The following is a 15,406-nucleotide window of genomic DNA, read 5'->3' as shown; positions in this document are numbered from 1 at the left end:
CGAGGCTTTACAACATGGATGCCGCGCCAGCCTTTCACGAACAGCCAAGCCTGGCGCGGCGCGTCTGGGAGGCGGCCGCGTCCGACCGGATCTCGCTTACGGCCGCCGGCTGCGCCTTCTACGCGATGCTGGCCCTGTTTCCGGCGCTGTCGCTGGTGGTCTCGCTCTATGGCACCCTGTTCGACGTGCGCACCATTGAACCGCAGATCGAGAGCCTGCGCCGTTTGCTGCCGGAGGAGACCTTCGACCTCATCGCCGCGCGCCTGCACGACCTGGTCTCGGCCGAGCGCCACGGGCTGGGCTGGGGGGCGGTCGTGAGCGGCCTGATCGCGTTGTGGAGCGCGGGCGCGGGCATCCGCGCCATGCTGGCTGCGCTCAACATGGCCTGGAGCGCGACCGAGGCGCGCGGCTTCTTCTATTTCCACGCTCTCTCGCTTGGACTGACGGTGGCCGCGATGCTGGTCGCGGCGACGGCGATCGCGCTGCTGGTGCTGATGCCGCCGGCGCTGGCCTTCCTCGGCGTGGCGCAGCTCGACGCGCTGTACTGGCAAGGGGCGTCGCTGGGCGTCACGCTCGCCTTTGTCTTCCTCGGCATCGTCATCGTCTATCGCGTGGGGCCGGTGGGCGGCGGGCAGCATTGGCGGCGCATCGTGCCAGGGGCTGCGATCGCGACGCTGATCTGGGCGTTCGCCTCGGCCGCCTTCTCGCTCTATGTCGGCCGCATCGCCAATTACGACCGGATGTACGGGACGCTGGGCGCCGCTGTGGGTCTGCTGATGTGGTTCTATGTCAGCATTTATGTCGTGCTGCTCGGCGCCGAGGTGAACGTGGCGCTGACCCAGCGCGATGCGGAGCGCACGATCGCCGATGGCCGGGGATAGCCTCGCCCGGCACATCCTCGCCCTCGACCGTCGCGGCGCGCTGCGCGGCGGCGTCGCGTTGGCGGCATTGGCCGCCATCTCGGCACCGGCGCGCGGGGAGGACGAAGTGCGCGAGAACCCCTTCACGCTCGGCGTCGCCTCGGGCGAACCGCGCCCCGACGGCGTGGTCTTGTGGACGCGGCTGACCGGCATTGCCGCGCCGGTGCCGGTCACCTGGGAGGTGGCGGCGGATGAACGCTTCGCGCGCATCCTCCGCCGCGGCGAAGCGGTCGCGCAGGCCGAGGACGGCCACAGCCTGCACATCGAACTCTCCGGGCTCACGCCGTCGAGTACCTGGTTCTACCGCTTCCGCGCCCGCAGCTACGTGAGCCCCACAGGGCGAACCCGCACCGCGCCCGCGCCGGGTACGGAGGCGACAATCCGCTTCGCCAATGCCGGATGCCAGCATTTCGAGCATGGCCATTTCACCGCCTGGCGGCACATCGCCGAGACCCCGCTCGACGCCGTCTTCCACTATGGCGACTACATCTACGAGTATCGCGGCCTGCGCCCGGAGGATGGCGGCTGGGCGGCACGCTCGCGCATCCGCATGCACGAGGGCGGCGAGACGCTGACGCTCGAAGACTACCGCGCGCGCCACGCGCAGTACCGCGCCGACCCAAACCTGCAGGGGGCGCACGCCGCGCACCCCTTCATCGTGAGCTACGACGACCACGAGGTCAGCAATGACTGGGCCGGCGGAGCACCGCCCTCGGCGGAATTCGCGCTACGCCGTACCGCGGCGCTGAAGGCGTGGTGGGAGGCGATGCCGCTGCCGCGCGCCATGCTGGAAGGGCCGGCCTATCGGCGCTTCCGCTTCGGCCGCCACGTCGCCCTCCACGCGCTCGACACCCGCGCCCATCGCGATGCGCAGCCCTGCGGCGGGCGTGGCCGCTGCGACGCGATCACGCGCGCGGATGCACAGATGCTCGGCGCTGCGCAGGAGGCCTGGCTGAGCGAAGGCCTCGCCGCCGCGCGCGACGCGACCTGGCAGATCCTGGCGCAGCAGGTGCCGATGATGCGCCGCGTCCTGGGGAACGGCGCGCTGAGCCTCGACAAATGGGACGGCTACCCGGCCGCCCGCGCGCGGCTGCTCGGTGCGATTGCGGAGCGCGGCATCGGCGGCGCGGTGGTGCTTTCGGGCGATGTCCACCGCGCGTTGGCGGCGACCCTGCACGCCGAACCCGAGGATGCGGCGAGCGCGCCGCTCGCCACCGAGTTCACCGCCACCTCGGTGACCAGCGAGGGCGATGGTGCCGACATCACCGGTCGCCCGGTGCTGCTCGACCGCAACCCGCACATCGCGCATTTCGGCGCCCGCCGCGGCTTCACCCTTCACGAGGCCGGACCACGCGGATTCTCGGCCAGCTTTCGCGCCCTGCCCTACGTCTCGCGCCCGGACGCACCGCAGGCCGAGGACGCGCGTTTCCATGTCGAACCCGGCCGACCCGGGCTGCACCGGGCATGATCACGCGGCGCGCGCTGCTGGGCGCCGTGCCGGTGGTGGCGATGCTGCCACCTGCCTACGCCATCGGCATCGAACCCTACGCGGCGCCGCGCATCGCACGATACGCGCTGGCATGGCCCGGGCCACGCCTGACCATCGCCGCACTGGCCGACCTGCACGCCGGCGGGTCGACCATGACGGAGGCGCGGATCGCCGCCATCGTCGCGGCGACCAACGCGCTGGCGCCGGACCTCATCGTGCTGCTCGGCGATTACGGCTTTGCCAGCCTGCTCGGCGCGCCGCTGCCGCAGGCGGTGGTGGCGGGCCACCTTGCGGGTCTGCGCGCGTCGCTCGGCACCCATGCGGTGCTGGGCAACCATGACTGGTGGGAGGATGGCGCGGCGCGGCGCAGCGGCGATGCCAGCGTGGTGCCCATCATCGCCCGCGAGCTCGCCGGCGTTGGCATCGGCGTCCTTCGCAACGCCGCGCGGCGCTTCGACGGCTTCTGGCTCGCCGGCCTCGACAGCCAATGGGCCTTCGGGCGCAGCCTCGGCGCGCATGATCTTGGCGCGACGCTCGCCGCGATGACCGATCCCGCCCCCGCAATTCTGCTGGCGCATGAGCCGGACAGTTTTGCGCAGATGCCGCGTCGGTTCGACCTCACCCTCTCCGGCCACACCCATGGCGGGCAGGTGAGCGTGGCGGGGCGGGCGCCCTTCGTGCCGTCGCTGTATGGGCAGCGCTATCGTCACGGCCTGATCGTGGAGGATGAGCGCCGGCTGATCGTCTCGGCCGGTCTCGGCACCACCTTCCTGCCGGTGCGCTTCAACGTGCCGCCCGAGATTGTGCTGGTGACGCTCGGGACCTGAGCGGTCCATCATGCGGCCGGGAAAAACGGGAGGAACGGACATGGCACGCATCGGCTTCGTGGGCCTGGGCAACATGGGCGGCCCGATGGCGCGCAACCTGGTCAAGGCGGGGCACGAGGTCGCAGTGTTCGACCTGGTCGCCGAAGCCATGACCAGCGTGACCGGCGCATCGCCTGCAGCGACCGCCGCGGATGCCGCCCGCGGCGCGGAATTCGTCATCACCATGCTCCCCGCGGGCCAGCATGTGCGCGACGCCTGGCTCGGCGCCGGCGGCATGGCCGCCGCCAGCATCGAGGACGCCGTGCTGATCGACTGCTCCACCATCGACGTGGACTCCGCGCGCGCCGTCGCCGCCAGCGCGCACCGGCCCTTCCTCGATGCGCCGGTCTCCGGCGGCGTCATGGGCGCGGAGGCCGGCACGCTCACCTTCATGGTCGGCGGCACAAGCGATGCCTTCGCCCGCGCGCAGCCCATCCTGGCGCAGATGGGCCGCAGCATCATCCATTGCGGCGATGCCGGGGCCGGGCAAGCTGCGAAGCTGTGCAACAACATGATGCTCGCCGCCATCATGGGCGTGACCGCGGAAGCCTTCCTGCTGGCCGAAAAGCTCGGCCTCTCGCACCAGGCGCTGTTCGACGTGGCCAGCAAATCCAGCGGTCAAAGCTGGGCACTCACCACCTACTGCCCGGTGCCCGGCCCGGTGCCGACGAGCCCGGCCAACCGCGACTACAAGGCAGGCTTTGCGACGGCGCTGATGGTGAAGGATGTGGGGCTGGCGCAGGAGGCGGCGGCGGCGGCGGGGCTGGAGACGCCGGTCGCGGCGAAGGCGCTGGAACTGTATCGGCGGTTCGCGGCGGAGGGTGGGGCGGGGAAGGATTTCTCGGGGATTATCGAGATGATGCGGGGGTAGAAGAAGGCGAGGATAGAGTTCCCCTGGCCCTTTTACGCGCCGCTTCCGAAAACCCGCACCGCCGCCGCGAACACCTCGGGCGCCTCACGCGGGATGCAGTGCCCAACAGCGGGAATCACCTCGCGCGCGAAGGGTCCGGTGAAGTGGCGCTGGCAATCCTCGCTCTGCTCCGGCGGTGACACGCCGTCGGATTCCCCGTGCAGCACAACCGTCGGCACCGTGATCAAGGGCTGCGCGGCGAGGGCCGCTTCCATCGCGTCATAGGCGGGATCGCCGGCCGCCGCGCGATGGCGATGCCGGTAGGACTGGATCACCACGGCGGCGTAGTCGGGGTTGGTCCAGTCGGCGGCCGTCTCGAGGAATTCGGCGTCGGAGAAGTTCCAGTCCGGCGACCACATCTGCCACAGCAGCAGGTTCACGTCGGCGGGGGTGTCGCGCATCGCGGCGGCGCCGCGCTCGGTGTGGAAATACCATTGGTACCAGTGGCGGAGTTCCTGTGCGGGCAGGCCGGGCCTCGCGCTGCCGGCGATGTCCCGGATGTTGTAGCCGGTGCCTGTGACGAGGCCCGCGACGCGCTCGGGGTGCAGCGCGGCCACGATGCAGGCGGCGCGCCCTCCCCAGTCATAGCCACCAACGACGGCGCGCGGGATCGCCAGCGCATCCATCAGATCGATCAGATCCTGGCCGAGCGCGGCCTGCTGGCCCGAGCGTGGCGTGTCGTCGCGCAGGAAGCGCGTGGCGCCATGGCCGCGGAGCGACGGAACCACCACGCGCCAGCCCTCGGCGGCCAGGATGGGGGCAACCGCATCGTAGTCGCGCGCGCCATAGGGGAAGCCGGGCAGCAGGATGGCGGGCAGGCCATCCTCGGAGCCGGTGATGGTGCAGTCGATGTCGAGCGTGGGGGTGCGGACCAGGGTCATCGCCATTTCCTGTGCATCCAGAGCCATTGGCCGGGGTGTTCGCGGATCCAGCCCTCGACGACCTGATTCATCGCCGCGGTCGCGCCGGGCACGTCGACCAGGCCCTCCACATCCCGCGGCAGGTCGAGGGCGTCGGTCAAGTCCAGGCGGAAGCGGCCGTTGGGAAGTCGGATGGCGCGCGCGCCATGCACCGGGCAATCGAAGCGGCGGGCGAGCTGAGCGATCAGCGGATTGGCCGCCGCCTCGCGCCCGAGGAAGGTGATGCGCGGGCCGCGCCCGAAGCGCTGGTCGATCAGCATGCCCACATGCAGGCCGCGCTCCAGCGCGCTCGCCATGCGCAGCGGCGCGAAGGGGCCCGCCGGGATCAACTCGCCCATGGAATTCTTGCGCAGCGCCAGGATCTCGCGCGCGACGGCGCGGATATTGGGCGTGCGGTAGAGCGCCGCGGCGGGCAGCCCGCACTTGGCGGCCGCGATCATCGGCAATTCCCAATTCGCCAGATGCGCCGCGAAGATCAGCGCCGGCTTGCCGTCGCCGGCGAGCTCGAGGAAGCGCGCGGCGACCTCGGGCGCGATCAGGATGCGGCCATCCGGCGATGGCGCGTCGGGGTCGTAATCCCAGATCGTCTCCATGTGCACGTATTCGCAGGTGGTGCGGCCGAGATTGTCCCAGGCCTCGCGCAGGACGGCGCGGCACCAGGCCTCGTCGCGGTCGGGGAAGCTCGCCGCGATGTTGTCGCGCGCGATGCGGTTGTAGCTGGTGAGCGGGCCCAGGGTGCGGGTGAGGAAGGCGCCAATGGCCGGCGCCCCGCGCGAGCCGAGGACACGCATGAGCGCAAACAGGCCGCGCAACAGCGCGCCGAGGGCGGCGTCCATCACAGCGTCACGACGATCTTCCCGAACACGCGGCGGCTTTCAAGGCGTTCGAGGCCTTCGGTGAAGCGTTCCAGTGGCACCACGGTATCGACCACCGGCAAAATCCCTCGCGTCATCTTCGCGTAGCCATCGGCGATGTTGCGCATCGCGGCGCCGAAACTGCCGAAAATGCGTAGCTGGCGCTGGAACAGCATCATCAGGTTTGTCTCGGCGGAGACGCCCGAAGTCGACCCGCAGGTCACCAGTCGCCCGCCCATGCGCAGCGACAAAAGGCTACCGGACCAGGTGGTAGCGCCGACATGCTCGAATACGACGTCCACGCCCTTCTTGCCGGTGATGCGGCGCGCGACGGTGGGGAAATTCTGCGTCGAATAATTCACGACATGATCGGCGCCAAGGTCGCGCGCCTTGGCGCATTTCTCGTCATCGCCGGCGGTCGCAATCACCGTGCAGCCGAGATCCTTCGCTATTCGGATGGCGACCGTGCCGATCCCCGACCCCGCCGCATGGATCAGGATGGTCTCGCCGTGCTCGAGCTTCGCATTGTCGAACAGCATGTGCTCGACGGTGGAGAAGGTGATCGGCCCGCAGGCCGCGTCCTCCCAGGAGATGCCGTCCGGCACCGCGACCATCAGCCGCTCATCGAGGTTGGCGAGGTCGCGGGCGAAGCCATCGACGTGGAAGCCCATCACGCCGCGCACGTCCTCGCACAGATTGTCGCGGCCCGCGCGGCACGCCTTGCACACGCCGCAGGTCAGCGCGCCATAGGGGGCGACGCGATCGCCGATCTTCCAGCGCGTCGCGCCGGGGCCGGTGGCCACCACCTCGCCCACGGCTTCCGCGCCGACTGCGAGGGGGAGGTCGCGCTTGGCGAAGGCCATGCCGCGCCAGCCCCAGACATCGATGTGGTTCAGCGCCATGGCGCGCATGCGCACCTGCACCTGGCCGGGGCCGGGCGGGGCCGGCGCATCGACGGTGTCTAGCCGCAGGTCCCGGTCGCCGTGGAGGCGGAGCGCACGCATCATCGTCAGGCCTCGGGAGGTGCGGAGAGCAGCAGGCACACATTCTGCCCGCCGAAGCCGAAGGAGTTGGACAGCACGTGGCGCAGCCCGTTCACCTGGCGCGCGGTGTTCGGCACCACGTCGAGCATGATCGATGGATCGGGCTCCACATGGTTGATGGTGGGCGGCAGCACCTGGTCGCGGATGGAGAGCAGGCTCGCCGCCGCCTCGATGGCACCGGCGGCGGACAGCGTGTGACCGATCATCGACTTGATCGAGGAGATGGGCGGCGGTGCCTCGCCGAAGACGGCGCGCATGCCGAGCGCTTCCATCTTGTCGTTCTCCGGCGTGCCGGTGCCGTGGCCGTTGACGTAGCCGACTTCCACGGGGGCGACGCCGGCATCGGCGATGGCGTTGCGGATGGCGCCAATGATCGCGGCGCCATCGGGGTTGGAGCGGGTGCGGTGGAAGCTGTCGGCGCGCTCGCCGCAGCCGGCGACCAGGCCGATGATGCGCGCACCGCGTGCGCGGGCAGCCTCATAATCCTCCAGCACCAGCGCGGCCGCGCCCTCGGCCATCACAAAACCGTCGCGGGATTTCTCGAAGGGGCGCGCGGCGCGGGCCGGGTCCTCGTTGCGGGTCGACAGCGCGGAGAGCAGCGAGAAGCGGATCAGCGCCTCCGGTTGCACGCTGCCATCCGCACCCACGGCGATGGCGGCCAGCGTCTCGCCACGCTGGATGGCCTCGACCGCAGTCTGGATCGCGGTCGCACCGGTGGCGCAGGCCGTGGTGGTGGAGATCGGCGCGCCCTTGGTGCCGAAGCGCGCCGCGAGACGCTCGCCGATGCCGCCGAACAGGAAGGTCTCGTACAGGTCGCGATGGCCGGTCGCCGCGCGCACCATGTCCGGGTAGCGGCCGGCATGCGCGGCGCGGGCGAGGGCGAAGCGCTGAGGCCATTCATGCTCGACAGGCGGCATGCCGAGCATCAGCGCGCCCGGAAAATCGCCCTCGCTGCCAATGCGCGCTTCCGCGATGGCCTCGGCGATGGCAAAGGCGGCCATGCGCTCGACGCGCTGAGGGGAGGAGAAGGCGGTGCTGCCGCCATCGTCCTCCTCGGGCAGGTCCACGGTGCCGGCGATGGTGGTCTTGAGGTGATCGAGCGGAAACCGCCCGATGCGGCGGATGCCGCTGTCGCCGGCGAGCAGGCGCGCCCACGACAGCGCCGCACCCCAGCCGAGTGGGGTCACCATGCCGATACCTGTGACGGCGACCAGCGGGCGGCCGAGATGGTCCTTCATATTGCGGGCTCCACCAGGGCCAACGCCTCGCCGCGGAAGATGCCGAAGCCGGTCACCAGGATCTGGCGCGGCGCGGCACGCGACACCGTGTCGGCGGGGTCGAGCACGGGGTAGAAGCCGCCTTCCCCGATGGCGGTGGCGGCGAGGGCGACGTGCGCCGGGAAGCTCGCCTCGGTGCCATGGCCGATCAGGGTGCCCGGGCGGCGCGTCACCGCATCGGGCAGCGCGGCGAGGAAGCGCGCCTCATCGGCCTGCACGGCGGCACCCGAATCGCCAGACAGCACGCCAAGCGCACCCGCGGCGATCGGCAGCTTCGCCAGCAAGCCGGTGGCGCTCGCCGCGGCGTCGCCGGGGCCTGCGCGGCGGGATGCGTCGGTCGCCACGCCGCTGAGTTTCGCGATGCCGCGCACGCCGCGTGCGCGCGCATGCTCGGCGTGTTCCAGCACCAGGAATGCGGACATGGCGCCCAGCACCGCGCCACCACCGGCGCGTTCGGAAACCGGCACCGGCGCGCCCTGCCACAACGCGCCGCCCGGCGCGTAGAGCAACACCATGTCCCAGCGCTGCGCCGCGAAGGCGCCCCCCACCAGCGCGATCTCGCCGCGCCCCTCGGCGAGCCGCGCATGCGCGATTCGGATGGCGTCGGCCGCGGCACTCTCCTCGCCCATGAATGTGCGGGAGGAGCCGGTCACGCCATGCACGATGGAGATGTTGCCGGCGAGCAGGTTCGACAGCTGCGCCAGGAACAGCGTCGGGCGCAGTCCGTTGGCCAGGCGCTCGTTCAGGATGGGGCCGGATTCCGTCTCCGGCCGGTCGGCCAGCTCGGTGGCGATCGCCTCATCCACCGTAACGTCGCGCTCGCCGCCGCCGGCGGCGACGATCAGGTGCATGTCGGCGACCAGGCCGCGCGCGCCGGCATCGTCGATGGCCAAGCCCGCGGCATAGGTGCCCAGGCGCTGCCAGGGCTCCATCTGGCGCTGGTCGCCCTTGCGCGGGATCTGCGCATCGAGGTTCAGGACCGGCAGCGGGTGCACCGGGTAGGGCGCGAAGGTCTCGGTGTCGACGACCGGCGTCGCTCCCGCGTTCAGCGCCTGCCAATGCGCGGCGCGGCCCTCGCCCAATGAGGTGACGAGGCCTATGCCGGTGATCCAGATCTCGCGGTTCATGCGGGCGTCATCCCGATCTCGACGGCGCGCGCGCGCATCGCCTGCTCCAGCTTCGGATCCGGGAAATCCATGATGCGGAAGGTGAGCTCGGCGTCGCAGATGCGCTTGCCCTCCGCCAGTATGCGCGCCGAGGTCACGGCATAGCCCGACCCGTCATGGACCAGGGAGGCCTCGATGGTCAGCGCCGCACGCGGGGCGACGAAGCTGCGCAGCTTCGCCTCCTTCACCGAGGCGAGGAACGCCATGCGGGAAAAGTCGATGCGCGAAAGCAGCAGGAAGCCCGAGGCCTGCGCCATCGTCTCGATCAGCAGCACGCCGGGGACCAGCGGGTGGCCGGGGAAATGGCCCTCGAAGACGGGGCTGCTCTCGGGCACCGTCGATGTCGCGGTGATCGCCTCGGGCGTCACGGTCACCACGCGGTCGATCATCGAAAAATATTCGAGCAGCATCGCTGCCGAGCCTCAGGCGGCCTTCGCCGCGACCAGCTCCTCGACGCGGGTGGCGAGGTTCTTCATGACGAAATACTTCTCCGGCGGCGCGGTGCCGGCATTGACCTCCTGCGTCCAGGCCTCGACCGGCACCTTGATCCCAAAGGCCTTGTCGATGGCGAAGACGATGTCGAGGAAATCCAGGCTGTCGATGCCGAGGTCGTTGATCACATGGCTGTCGGGCGTGATCGCATCACGCTTGACCTCGCTGTTTTCGGCAATGATGTCGGCAATACGTTCGAACGCCGAGGCCATGGTGGCGCGCCTCCGGTCAGGGGTGTCGGGCTTTGGTGGGGGGGTCCATGCCCCGAAGCGGGCGGTTTGGCAAGCGCGAGGGCGGGCCGCCGCGTTCCGTGCCATGGTGGGGCACCCCATCCCGAAAGATCCCTCCAGGCGCCGCATGCTTCTGGCCGTGCTCGCGGCGTATCTTACCGTCAGGGCGGAGGAGCCGGTCGTCCGGTTCATGGTCATCGGGTTGCCAAACGGCGCCGCGCTGCCCATCGAGACCCCCCTGGTCTCCGGCGGAGGGGTCCGTGCCGCGCCACCCGGCTCGACGTGGCCGCGCCGACGCAAACCGGCGACTGCCGCGTCCGCCCGAGTTCCACGCCGTGGCGGGTGCCCGCCCTCTGCGGCAGCGAACCCGGCTTCGACCGCAGCGAATTCCACGCGACCTTCAACGCCGAGATCCTGCGCGTCCTGACCGCGGCGCTGCGGCCCTGATCCATCGGCCGTGCGGCGCGCGCGTCAGTCGACCGTGACGCTGGGGGTTGCACCGGCCGGGCGCAGGCGCAGCACGTAGTCCCGCAGCGCGGCAGCATCGTCGCCCTGCAGCGCCAGACCGACATACCCGTCCGGCCGCACCAAATAGGCCCCGTCCTGCGCCAGCCCTGCGTCGCGCGCCGCGTCGGACCAGGGAAATGCATGCAAAGGCAGCGCGAGTCCGCGCGCCGTCTCCGCCAGCGCCGGCGAGGCCTCGCCATAGACGTGCAGCTGCCAGTCCATCGAGGCCAGGGGTGCGAAATTGCCCGCCCCCTCCGCCACCCAGGGCAGGCGATCGCCGCCGGCGACGGCGCCGGCCTTGCCCGCGCTCAGGGGGCTGTCGCGATAGTGGATGCCGATCTGCGACATGGTGCGGAAGGCGGTGCGGCGCGTGCCGCCGAAGCGGGACACGACCAGGCCGACCAGCGGTGCCACGACCCGGCGGATCAGCGCGCCGCGCATTCCGCCGGCGATCATCGGGGTGAAAATGCGATGGGTGGTGGCGACCAGCCGGCGGGCGAAGGCGATGCGCTCGGCCTCGTAGCTGACGAGCAGGCCGGCCTCGGCACGGCCTTTCACGACATCGGCCAGCTTCCAGCCCAGATTGATCGCGTCGCCGATGCCGGTGTTCATCCCCTAGCCGCCGACCGGGCTGTGGATATGCCCGGCATCGCCGAGCAGGAAGGCGCGCCCGACGCGGAACGTGCCCGCGACCCGGTGATGCACGCGGTACCGCGAGAACCAGTTCACCTGCGCGACGCGAATGCCGACGAGCTCCTCCACCTCGGCGCGGAGATCCTCGAAAGTCAGGTCCGCCTTTTCCGCGAGGTGCGGCGGGACCAGGCCGATCAGCCGGTGCATGCCGGTCATTCGCACCGGAAATTTCAGCGCGAGGATGTCCTTGCCGAGGTTGAGGTAGAGGTCGTCATCGGCATTGCCCTCGATCCGCACATCGGTCACGTAGAAGGGCTGTTCGTAGGTGCCGCCGTCGAAGGCGATGCCGAGCCCCGAGCGGACCGCGCTGTGCGCGCCGTCGCAGCCGCACAGGTAGGCGAAGCTGGCCGTCTCGCTGCCCCGTGGGCCCGCGAGGGTCGCCGTGACCTGCGCCGCGTCCTGGTGGAATGCCGTGAGCGCGGTGCCACGCTCCACCGTGACGCCAAGGGCCGCAAGCTGGCGTTCCAGCAGGCGCTCGTGCAGGTCCTGCGGGTAGCTGAGGAGATAGGGGTAGGGGCTCAGGCCCGCGCCGAGATCGCCCAGCGCGATGCGGATCACTTCGTGGCTGCCTCCGGCGCCGTCGCGCTCGCGCAGGTGGATCGCATCGGAGCGGATGCCCTCGGCGATCACGGCGTCGGCGAAGCCGAGCTGGGCGTAGAACTCCAGGGTGCGCGCATGCACGACGATGGCGCGCGATGCTTCACCGGGGCCGGCGGCCTGGTCGATGATGCGGAACGGCACGCCCCGCCGCGCGAGTCCGATGGCGAGGACGAGGCCGGTCGGGCCGGCGCCCACGATCAGGATCTGCTGCTGGGGCAAGGCGCGTCCTCCATTGCCTGGCTTGGCGAAAGGGGCTGGCCCGCCCGAGCCTATGGCCCCATGGCCATGGGCGCCAGGGCCGGGCGCCTAGCGTTTCTTGGCTTTCACCTTGTCCGCCGCGTTCAGCGCGACGGCGGCGCGGACCAGCGCCGCAAAGGCCTGCTCATCCACCTGCTCACCTTCAGCCAGGTCGATGGCGCGCATCGCGTTGCCCTCGAGGCTGGCATTGAACAGCCCCGACGGGTCGGCGAGCTTGGCGCCCTTGCCGAAGGTGATCTTCACCTTGTCCTTGAAGACGCCGCCGGTGCACAGGATGCCGTCGCGCTCCCACACCGGCACGCCCGCCGGGTTGGTCGGCTTGCGCCACTTCACCGTCTCGACAATGGCCGGTTCGGCCTGGCGGATGAGGGCCCGCATGCGGGCGAGCGTCGCCCCGCGCCAATCGCCGATGGCGGCGATCGCGGCGTCGATCAGATCGGAGGCATTTTCCTGGGTCATTGGCCGAACCTCGTTGAGGAGGTGGTGCGGGCGGTCGGAATCGAACCGACACTCCTTTCGGAACCGGATTTTGAGTCCGGCGCGTCTACCAGTTCCACCACGCCCGCACAGGCTGCGATGCGAAACGTCTAGCGCGGGAGACCGGGCGAGGCCAAGGGCCCACTGCCTCAGCCTTCCGGGCCGAGCGCCGGTTCGGGCAGCACGGGCCGGAGGACGGCGTCCGCGGCCGAAAGCGCCCGCCCGTCCAGCGCGGCGATCCGCAGCAGCGCGATGCCCCGCGCGCCGCGCCCGCTGCGCATTTCGCCCTGGCCCAGGCCATCCGCGTCCAGGATCGGGGTGCCGTGCGGCGGAAGCGCGCCCTCGATCGCCACCGGCACCAGGCGGCGCTTCAGCAGGCCGCGATAGCGGGTCCGGGCAGTCAGCTCCTGGCCCATGTAGCAGCCCTTGGTCCAGGAAATGCCCTCCATGGCGTCGAACCCCGCTTCCAGCAGCACGGTCTGCTCAGGCTCCATGTCTGCGGCCTCGGGCAGGCCGAGCGCCAGGCGGTGGGCGTCCCAATCCCCCGGCCCGGCATCGGTCGCGACAGGTAAGGTGGCGAGGATGCGGATCCCCGCCGCCGGCGCGCGCGGGTCGGGCGCGGCGAGCGTGTCCGGGGGGGCCGCGGCGCCGCCCCAGCCCGCATGAACGGCGAATTCCCCAGCGACCCGCAGGGCCACCTTGGCGCGAAGACGGAAGCGCGACAGGCGCTGGACCAGGGGCGCCGCCCCGGCCGCCTCGGTGTCCAGCAGCAGGCGCTCGCCATCGCTGAGGATGAAGAAATCCGCGATCCACTTGCCCTGCGGCGTCAGCAACGCGGCGAAGACCGCCCGTCCAGGCGCGGCGAGCGCCACGTCGTTGGACACGAGGCCCTGGAGGAAGGACACGCGATCATCGCCGCTCACCTCGATCACGGCGCGATTGGGGAGATGGGCGATCGGCATGGGGGGCATGTGTGGCCGCGGCTGGCCCGGTGCAACTGCCCAAGGCGGCTGGCCCATGCTAAGCGCGCTGCCGTGCGCATCCTGTTCATCTCCTCGACCCGAATCGGCGACGCGGTGCTGTCCACGGCCTTGCTCGACCATTTGCTGCGGCAATACCCGACGGCGCGGTTCACCATCGCCTGCGGCGCGGTGGCGGAGGGCGTCTTCGCGCGCATGCCGCGGCGCGACCGCACCATCACCCTTGTGAAGAAGCCCTATGGCCGGCACTGGCTTGGGCTGTGGCGGCAGGTGGCGTTCACCTGGTGGGATTTGGTGGTGGATTTGCGCGCCTCGGCGCTGGCCTTCCTGGTGCCGACGGCCAGGCGCTTCATCGCCCGCGGCGGGCGCCATCCCGGGCACCGGCTGGGGCACTTGGCCGCCCTGCTGCGGATCGACCCGCCGCCGCGCCCGGTGGCCTGGTTCGCCGCGGAGGACAGCGCCCGCGCCGCGGCGTTGGTGCCGCCCGGCCTGCCCTTCATCGTGCTCGGCCCCTCGGCGAACTGGAACGACAAGGTCTGGCCGGCCTCCCGCTTCGTCGCGCTGTTCGAGGCGCTGACCGGGCGCGGCGGCGCCATGCCGGGCGCCAGCTGCGTGGTGCTCGCGGGGCCAGGCGCGCAGGAGCGGGCACTGGCCGCGCCGGTGCTGGCGGCGATCCCCGGCGCGATCGATGGCGTGGGCGCGCTGACGCTCCCCGAATGCGCGGCGCTGCTCGCACGGGCTGCGCTGTTCGTGGGCAATGATTCCGGGCTGATGCACCTGGCCGCGGCCGCCGGCGCGCCGACCATCGGCCTGTTCGGGCCGACGCCAGCCAGCGAATACGGCCCGGTCGGGCCGCGCGCCGTGGCGGTGCTGGCCGATGGGCCGCCGGGCGCGGCGCCGATGGACGCGCTGCCGGTGGAGAAAGTGGAGGCCGCGATCGCGCGGCTGCTGGTGCCGGCATGAAGCTCTCGGCCCTGGTCGTCGCCCGCAACGAGGAAGCGCGGCTGCCGGATTGCCTGATCTCGCTCGCCTTCGCCGACGAGATTTTGGTTGTGCTCGACCGCACGACGGATGGCTCGGCGGAGATCGGACGCGCGGCCGGGGCGCGGGTGCTCGAAGGTGCCTGGGCGATGGAGGGTGCGCGCCGCAACGCGGGCATCGAAGCCTGCACCGGCGAGTGGATCCTGGAGGTGGACGCCGATGAGCGCGTTTCGCCCGAGCTTGCGACCGCCGTGCGCGAGACCATCGCGACCAGCCCCTTCGCCTGGCACCAGGTGCCCAAGGACAATTACGTGGGCGAGCGGCTGATCCGCTTCGGCTGGGCCGGCAGCTTTGGGACCACCTCCGTCCCCGGCCTGTTCCGCAAGGGTGCGAAGCGGTGGCGGATGCAGCGGGTGCATCCCGGGCTCGACTGGACCGGCACACAGGGACCGAAGATCACGCGCGGTGCGCTGGTCCACCTGGTGGACCGCGACATCACGGACATGCTGCGCCGGCTCGACAGCTACTCGACGGCCAAGGCGCGCGACCTGATCGCGGCGGGCGATATCGGCACGCTGCGCGGCAATGTGCGGCGGTTCTTCAGCCGGGCGTGGAAGAGCTATGTCGGGCGGCGCGGCTATCGCGAGGGTGCCTGGGGCGTGCTGCTCGCCTTCTGCACCGGGGCCTTCCCTCTTCTCTCCTACCTCAAGGCGCGACTCGAACCCGAGAAGCATCGCGAATGA

16 protein-coding genes, 1 tRNA gene and 1 pseudogene are annotated in these 15,406 nt (G+C 71.0%); 7 read left to right on the top strand and 11 right to left on the bottom strand.

The features are described 5' to 3' along the window. Positions 1–14 precede the first annotated feature (14 nt). The 4 genes from GXW79_RS04805 to mmsB are packed head-to-tail and all read left to right on the top strand — an operon-like array spanning position 15 to position 4,146. Positions 15–881: a YihY/virulence factor BrkB family protein gene (locus GXW79_RS04805; RefSeq protein ID WP_211873203.1), complete on the top strand. Its 867-nt coding sequence runs from the start codon at positions 15–17 to the stop codon at positions 879–881. Next, positions 868–2,388, top strand: coding sequence for an alkaline phosphatase D family protein (locus tag GXW79_RS04800; protein ID WP_211873202.1), 1,521 nt, complete (start codon positions 868–870; stop codon positions 2,386–2,388). The genes GXW79_RS04805 and GXW79_RS04800 overlap by 14 nt, the downstream gene beginning before the upstream one ends. Further along, positions 2,385–3,236, top strand: coding sequence for a metallophosphoesterase (locus GXW79_RS04795; protein WP_211873201.1), 852 nt, complete (start codon positions 2,385–2,387; stop codon positions 3,234–3,236). Before GXW79_RS04800 ends, GXW79_RS04795 begins: the two co-directional genes overlap by 4 nt. A 40-nt stretch (positions 3,237–3,276) precedes the next feature. Then, positions 3,277–4,146, top strand: coding sequence for a 3-hydroxyisobutyrate dehydrogenase (gene mmsB, locus GXW79_RS04790; RefSeq protein ID WP_211873200.1), 870 nt, complete (start codon positions 3,277–3,279; stop codon positions 4,144–4,146). A gap of 32 nt (positions 4,147–4,178) precedes the next feature. Here mmsB and GXW79_RS04785 read toward each other — a convergent pair whose 3' ends face one another. The 7 genes from GXW79_RS04785 to GXW79_RS04755 are packed head-to-tail and all read right to left on the bottom strand — an operon-like array spanning position 4,179 to position 10,149. Then, entirely contained in the window at positions 4,179–5,066 is an 888-nt protein-coding gene (locus GXW79_RS04785) for an alpha/beta fold hydrolase (RefSeq protein ID WP_246503724.1), read from the bottom strand. Then, positions 5,063–5,941, bottom strand: coding sequence for a lipid A biosynthesis lauroyl acyltransferase (locus tag GXW79_RS04780; protein ID WP_211873198.1), 879 nt, complete (start codon positions 5,939–5,941; stop codon positions 5,063–5,065). The genes GXW79_RS04785 and GXW79_RS04780 overlap by 4 nt, the downstream gene beginning before the upstream one ends. Then, positions 5,941–6,966 (bottom strand): zinc-binding dehydrogenase, encoded by a 1,026-nt coding sequence (locus GXW79_RS04775; protein WP_246503723.1) that lies wholly within the window; start codon positions 6,964–6,966, stop codon positions 5,941–5,943. The genes GXW79_RS04780 and GXW79_RS04775 overlap by 1 nt, the downstream gene beginning before the upstream one ends. 2 nt (positions 6,967–6,968) lie before the next feature. Beyond that, the gene (locus GXW79_RS04770; protein WP_211873197.1) at positions 6,969–8,240 is read right to left on the bottom strand and encodes a beta-ketoacyl synthase N-terminal-like domain-containing protein; all 1,272 of its coding nucleotides are present in this window, start codon (positions 8,238–8,240) and stop codon (positions 6,969–6,971) included. Continuing rightward, on the bottom strand, positions 8,237–9,406 hold the full coding sequence (locus GXW79_RS04765; RefSeq protein ID WP_211873196.1) for a beta-ketoacyl-ACP synthase: 1,170 nt from the start codon (positions 9,404–9,406) through the stop codon (positions 8,237–8,239). The genes GXW79_RS04770 and GXW79_RS04765 overlap by 4 nt, the downstream gene beginning before the upstream one ends. Continuing rightward, positions 9,403–9,855, bottom strand: coding sequence for a 3-hydroxyacyl-ACP dehydratase FabZ family protein (locus GXW79_RS04760; protein ID WP_211873195.1), 453 nt, complete (start codon positions 9,853–9,855; stop codon positions 9,403–9,405). The genes GXW79_RS04765 and GXW79_RS04760 overlap by 4 nt, the downstream gene beginning before the upstream one ends. A gap of 12 nt (positions 9,856–9,867) precedes the next feature. Continuing rightward, a complete protein-coding gene (locus tag GXW79_RS04755) occupies positions 9,868–10,149 on the bottom strand; it encodes an acyl carrier protein (protein WP_211873194.1) in 282 nt (93 codons plus the stop codon). A gap of 300 nt (positions 10,150–10,449) precedes the next feature. Between GXW79_RS04755 and GXW79_RS04750 the strand changes: the two genes are divergently transcribed. Beyond that, on the top strand, positions 10,450–10,614 hold the full coding sequence (locus GXW79_RS04750) for a hypothetical protein (RefSeq protein WP_211873193.1): 165 nt from the start codon (positions 10,450–10,452) through the stop codon (positions 10,612–10,614). 24 nt (positions 10,615–10,638) lie between these two features. Here GXW79_RS04750 and GXW79_RS21360 read toward each other — a convergent pair. The 4 genes and pseudogenes from GXW79_RS21360 to ygfZ form a co-directional block, all read right to left on the bottom strand. After that, a pseudogene (locus GXW79_RS21360) lies at positions 10,639–12,162 on the bottom strand (FAD-dependent monooxygenase). A gap of 111 nt (positions 12,163–12,273) precedes the next feature. Then, positions 12,274–12,684 (bottom strand): DUF1801 domain-containing protein, encoded by a 411-nt coding sequence (locus tag GXW79_RS04735; protein WP_211873190.1) that lies wholly within the window; start codon positions 12,682–12,684, stop codon positions 12,274–12,276. A gap of 22 nt (positions 12,685–12,706) precedes the next feature. Then, positions 12,707–12,791: transfer RNA gene (locus GXW79_RS04730), tRNA-Leu, on the bottom strand. A 60-nt stretch (positions 12,792–12,851) separates the two neighbouring features. Further along, positions 12,852–13,673 carry a CAF17-like 4Fe-4S cluster assembly/insertion protein YgfZ gene (gene ygfZ / locus GXW79_RS04725; RefSeq protein WP_211873189.1) on the bottom strand — a complete coding sequence of 274 codons (822 nt, stop codon included), beginning with the start codon at positions 13,671–13,673 and terminating at the stop codon, positions 12,852–12,854. A gap of 63 nt (positions 13,674–13,736) precedes the next feature. On the opposite strand from ygfZ, the gene GXW79_RS04720 reads away from it, so the two are divergent. Both GXW79_RS04720 and GXW79_RS04715 read left to right on the top strand, forming a co-directional pair. Further along, positions 13,737–14,645, top strand: a complete 909-nt coding sequence (locus GXW79_RS04720; protein ID WP_211873188.1) for a glycosyltransferase family 9 protein — start codon at positions 13,737–13,739, stop codon at positions 14,643–14,645. After that, positions 14,642–15,406, top strand: coding sequence for a glycosyltransferase family 2 protein (locus GXW79_RS04715; RefSeq protein ID WP_211873187.1), 765 nt, complete (start codon positions 14,642–14,644; stop codon positions 15,404–15,406). The genes GXW79_RS04720 and GXW79_RS04715 overlap by 4 nt, the downstream gene beginning before the upstream one ends.

It is taken from the genome of Plastoroseomonas arctica, assembly GCF_018128965.1.
Classification (GTDB): domain Bacteria; phylum Pseudomonadota; class Alphaproteobacteria; order Acetobacterales; family Acetobacteraceae; genus Plastoroseomonas; species Plastoroseomonas arctica.
Note: the sequence above shows the minus strand (reverse complement) of the source record. Positions and strands in the feature narration are given on the sequence as shown.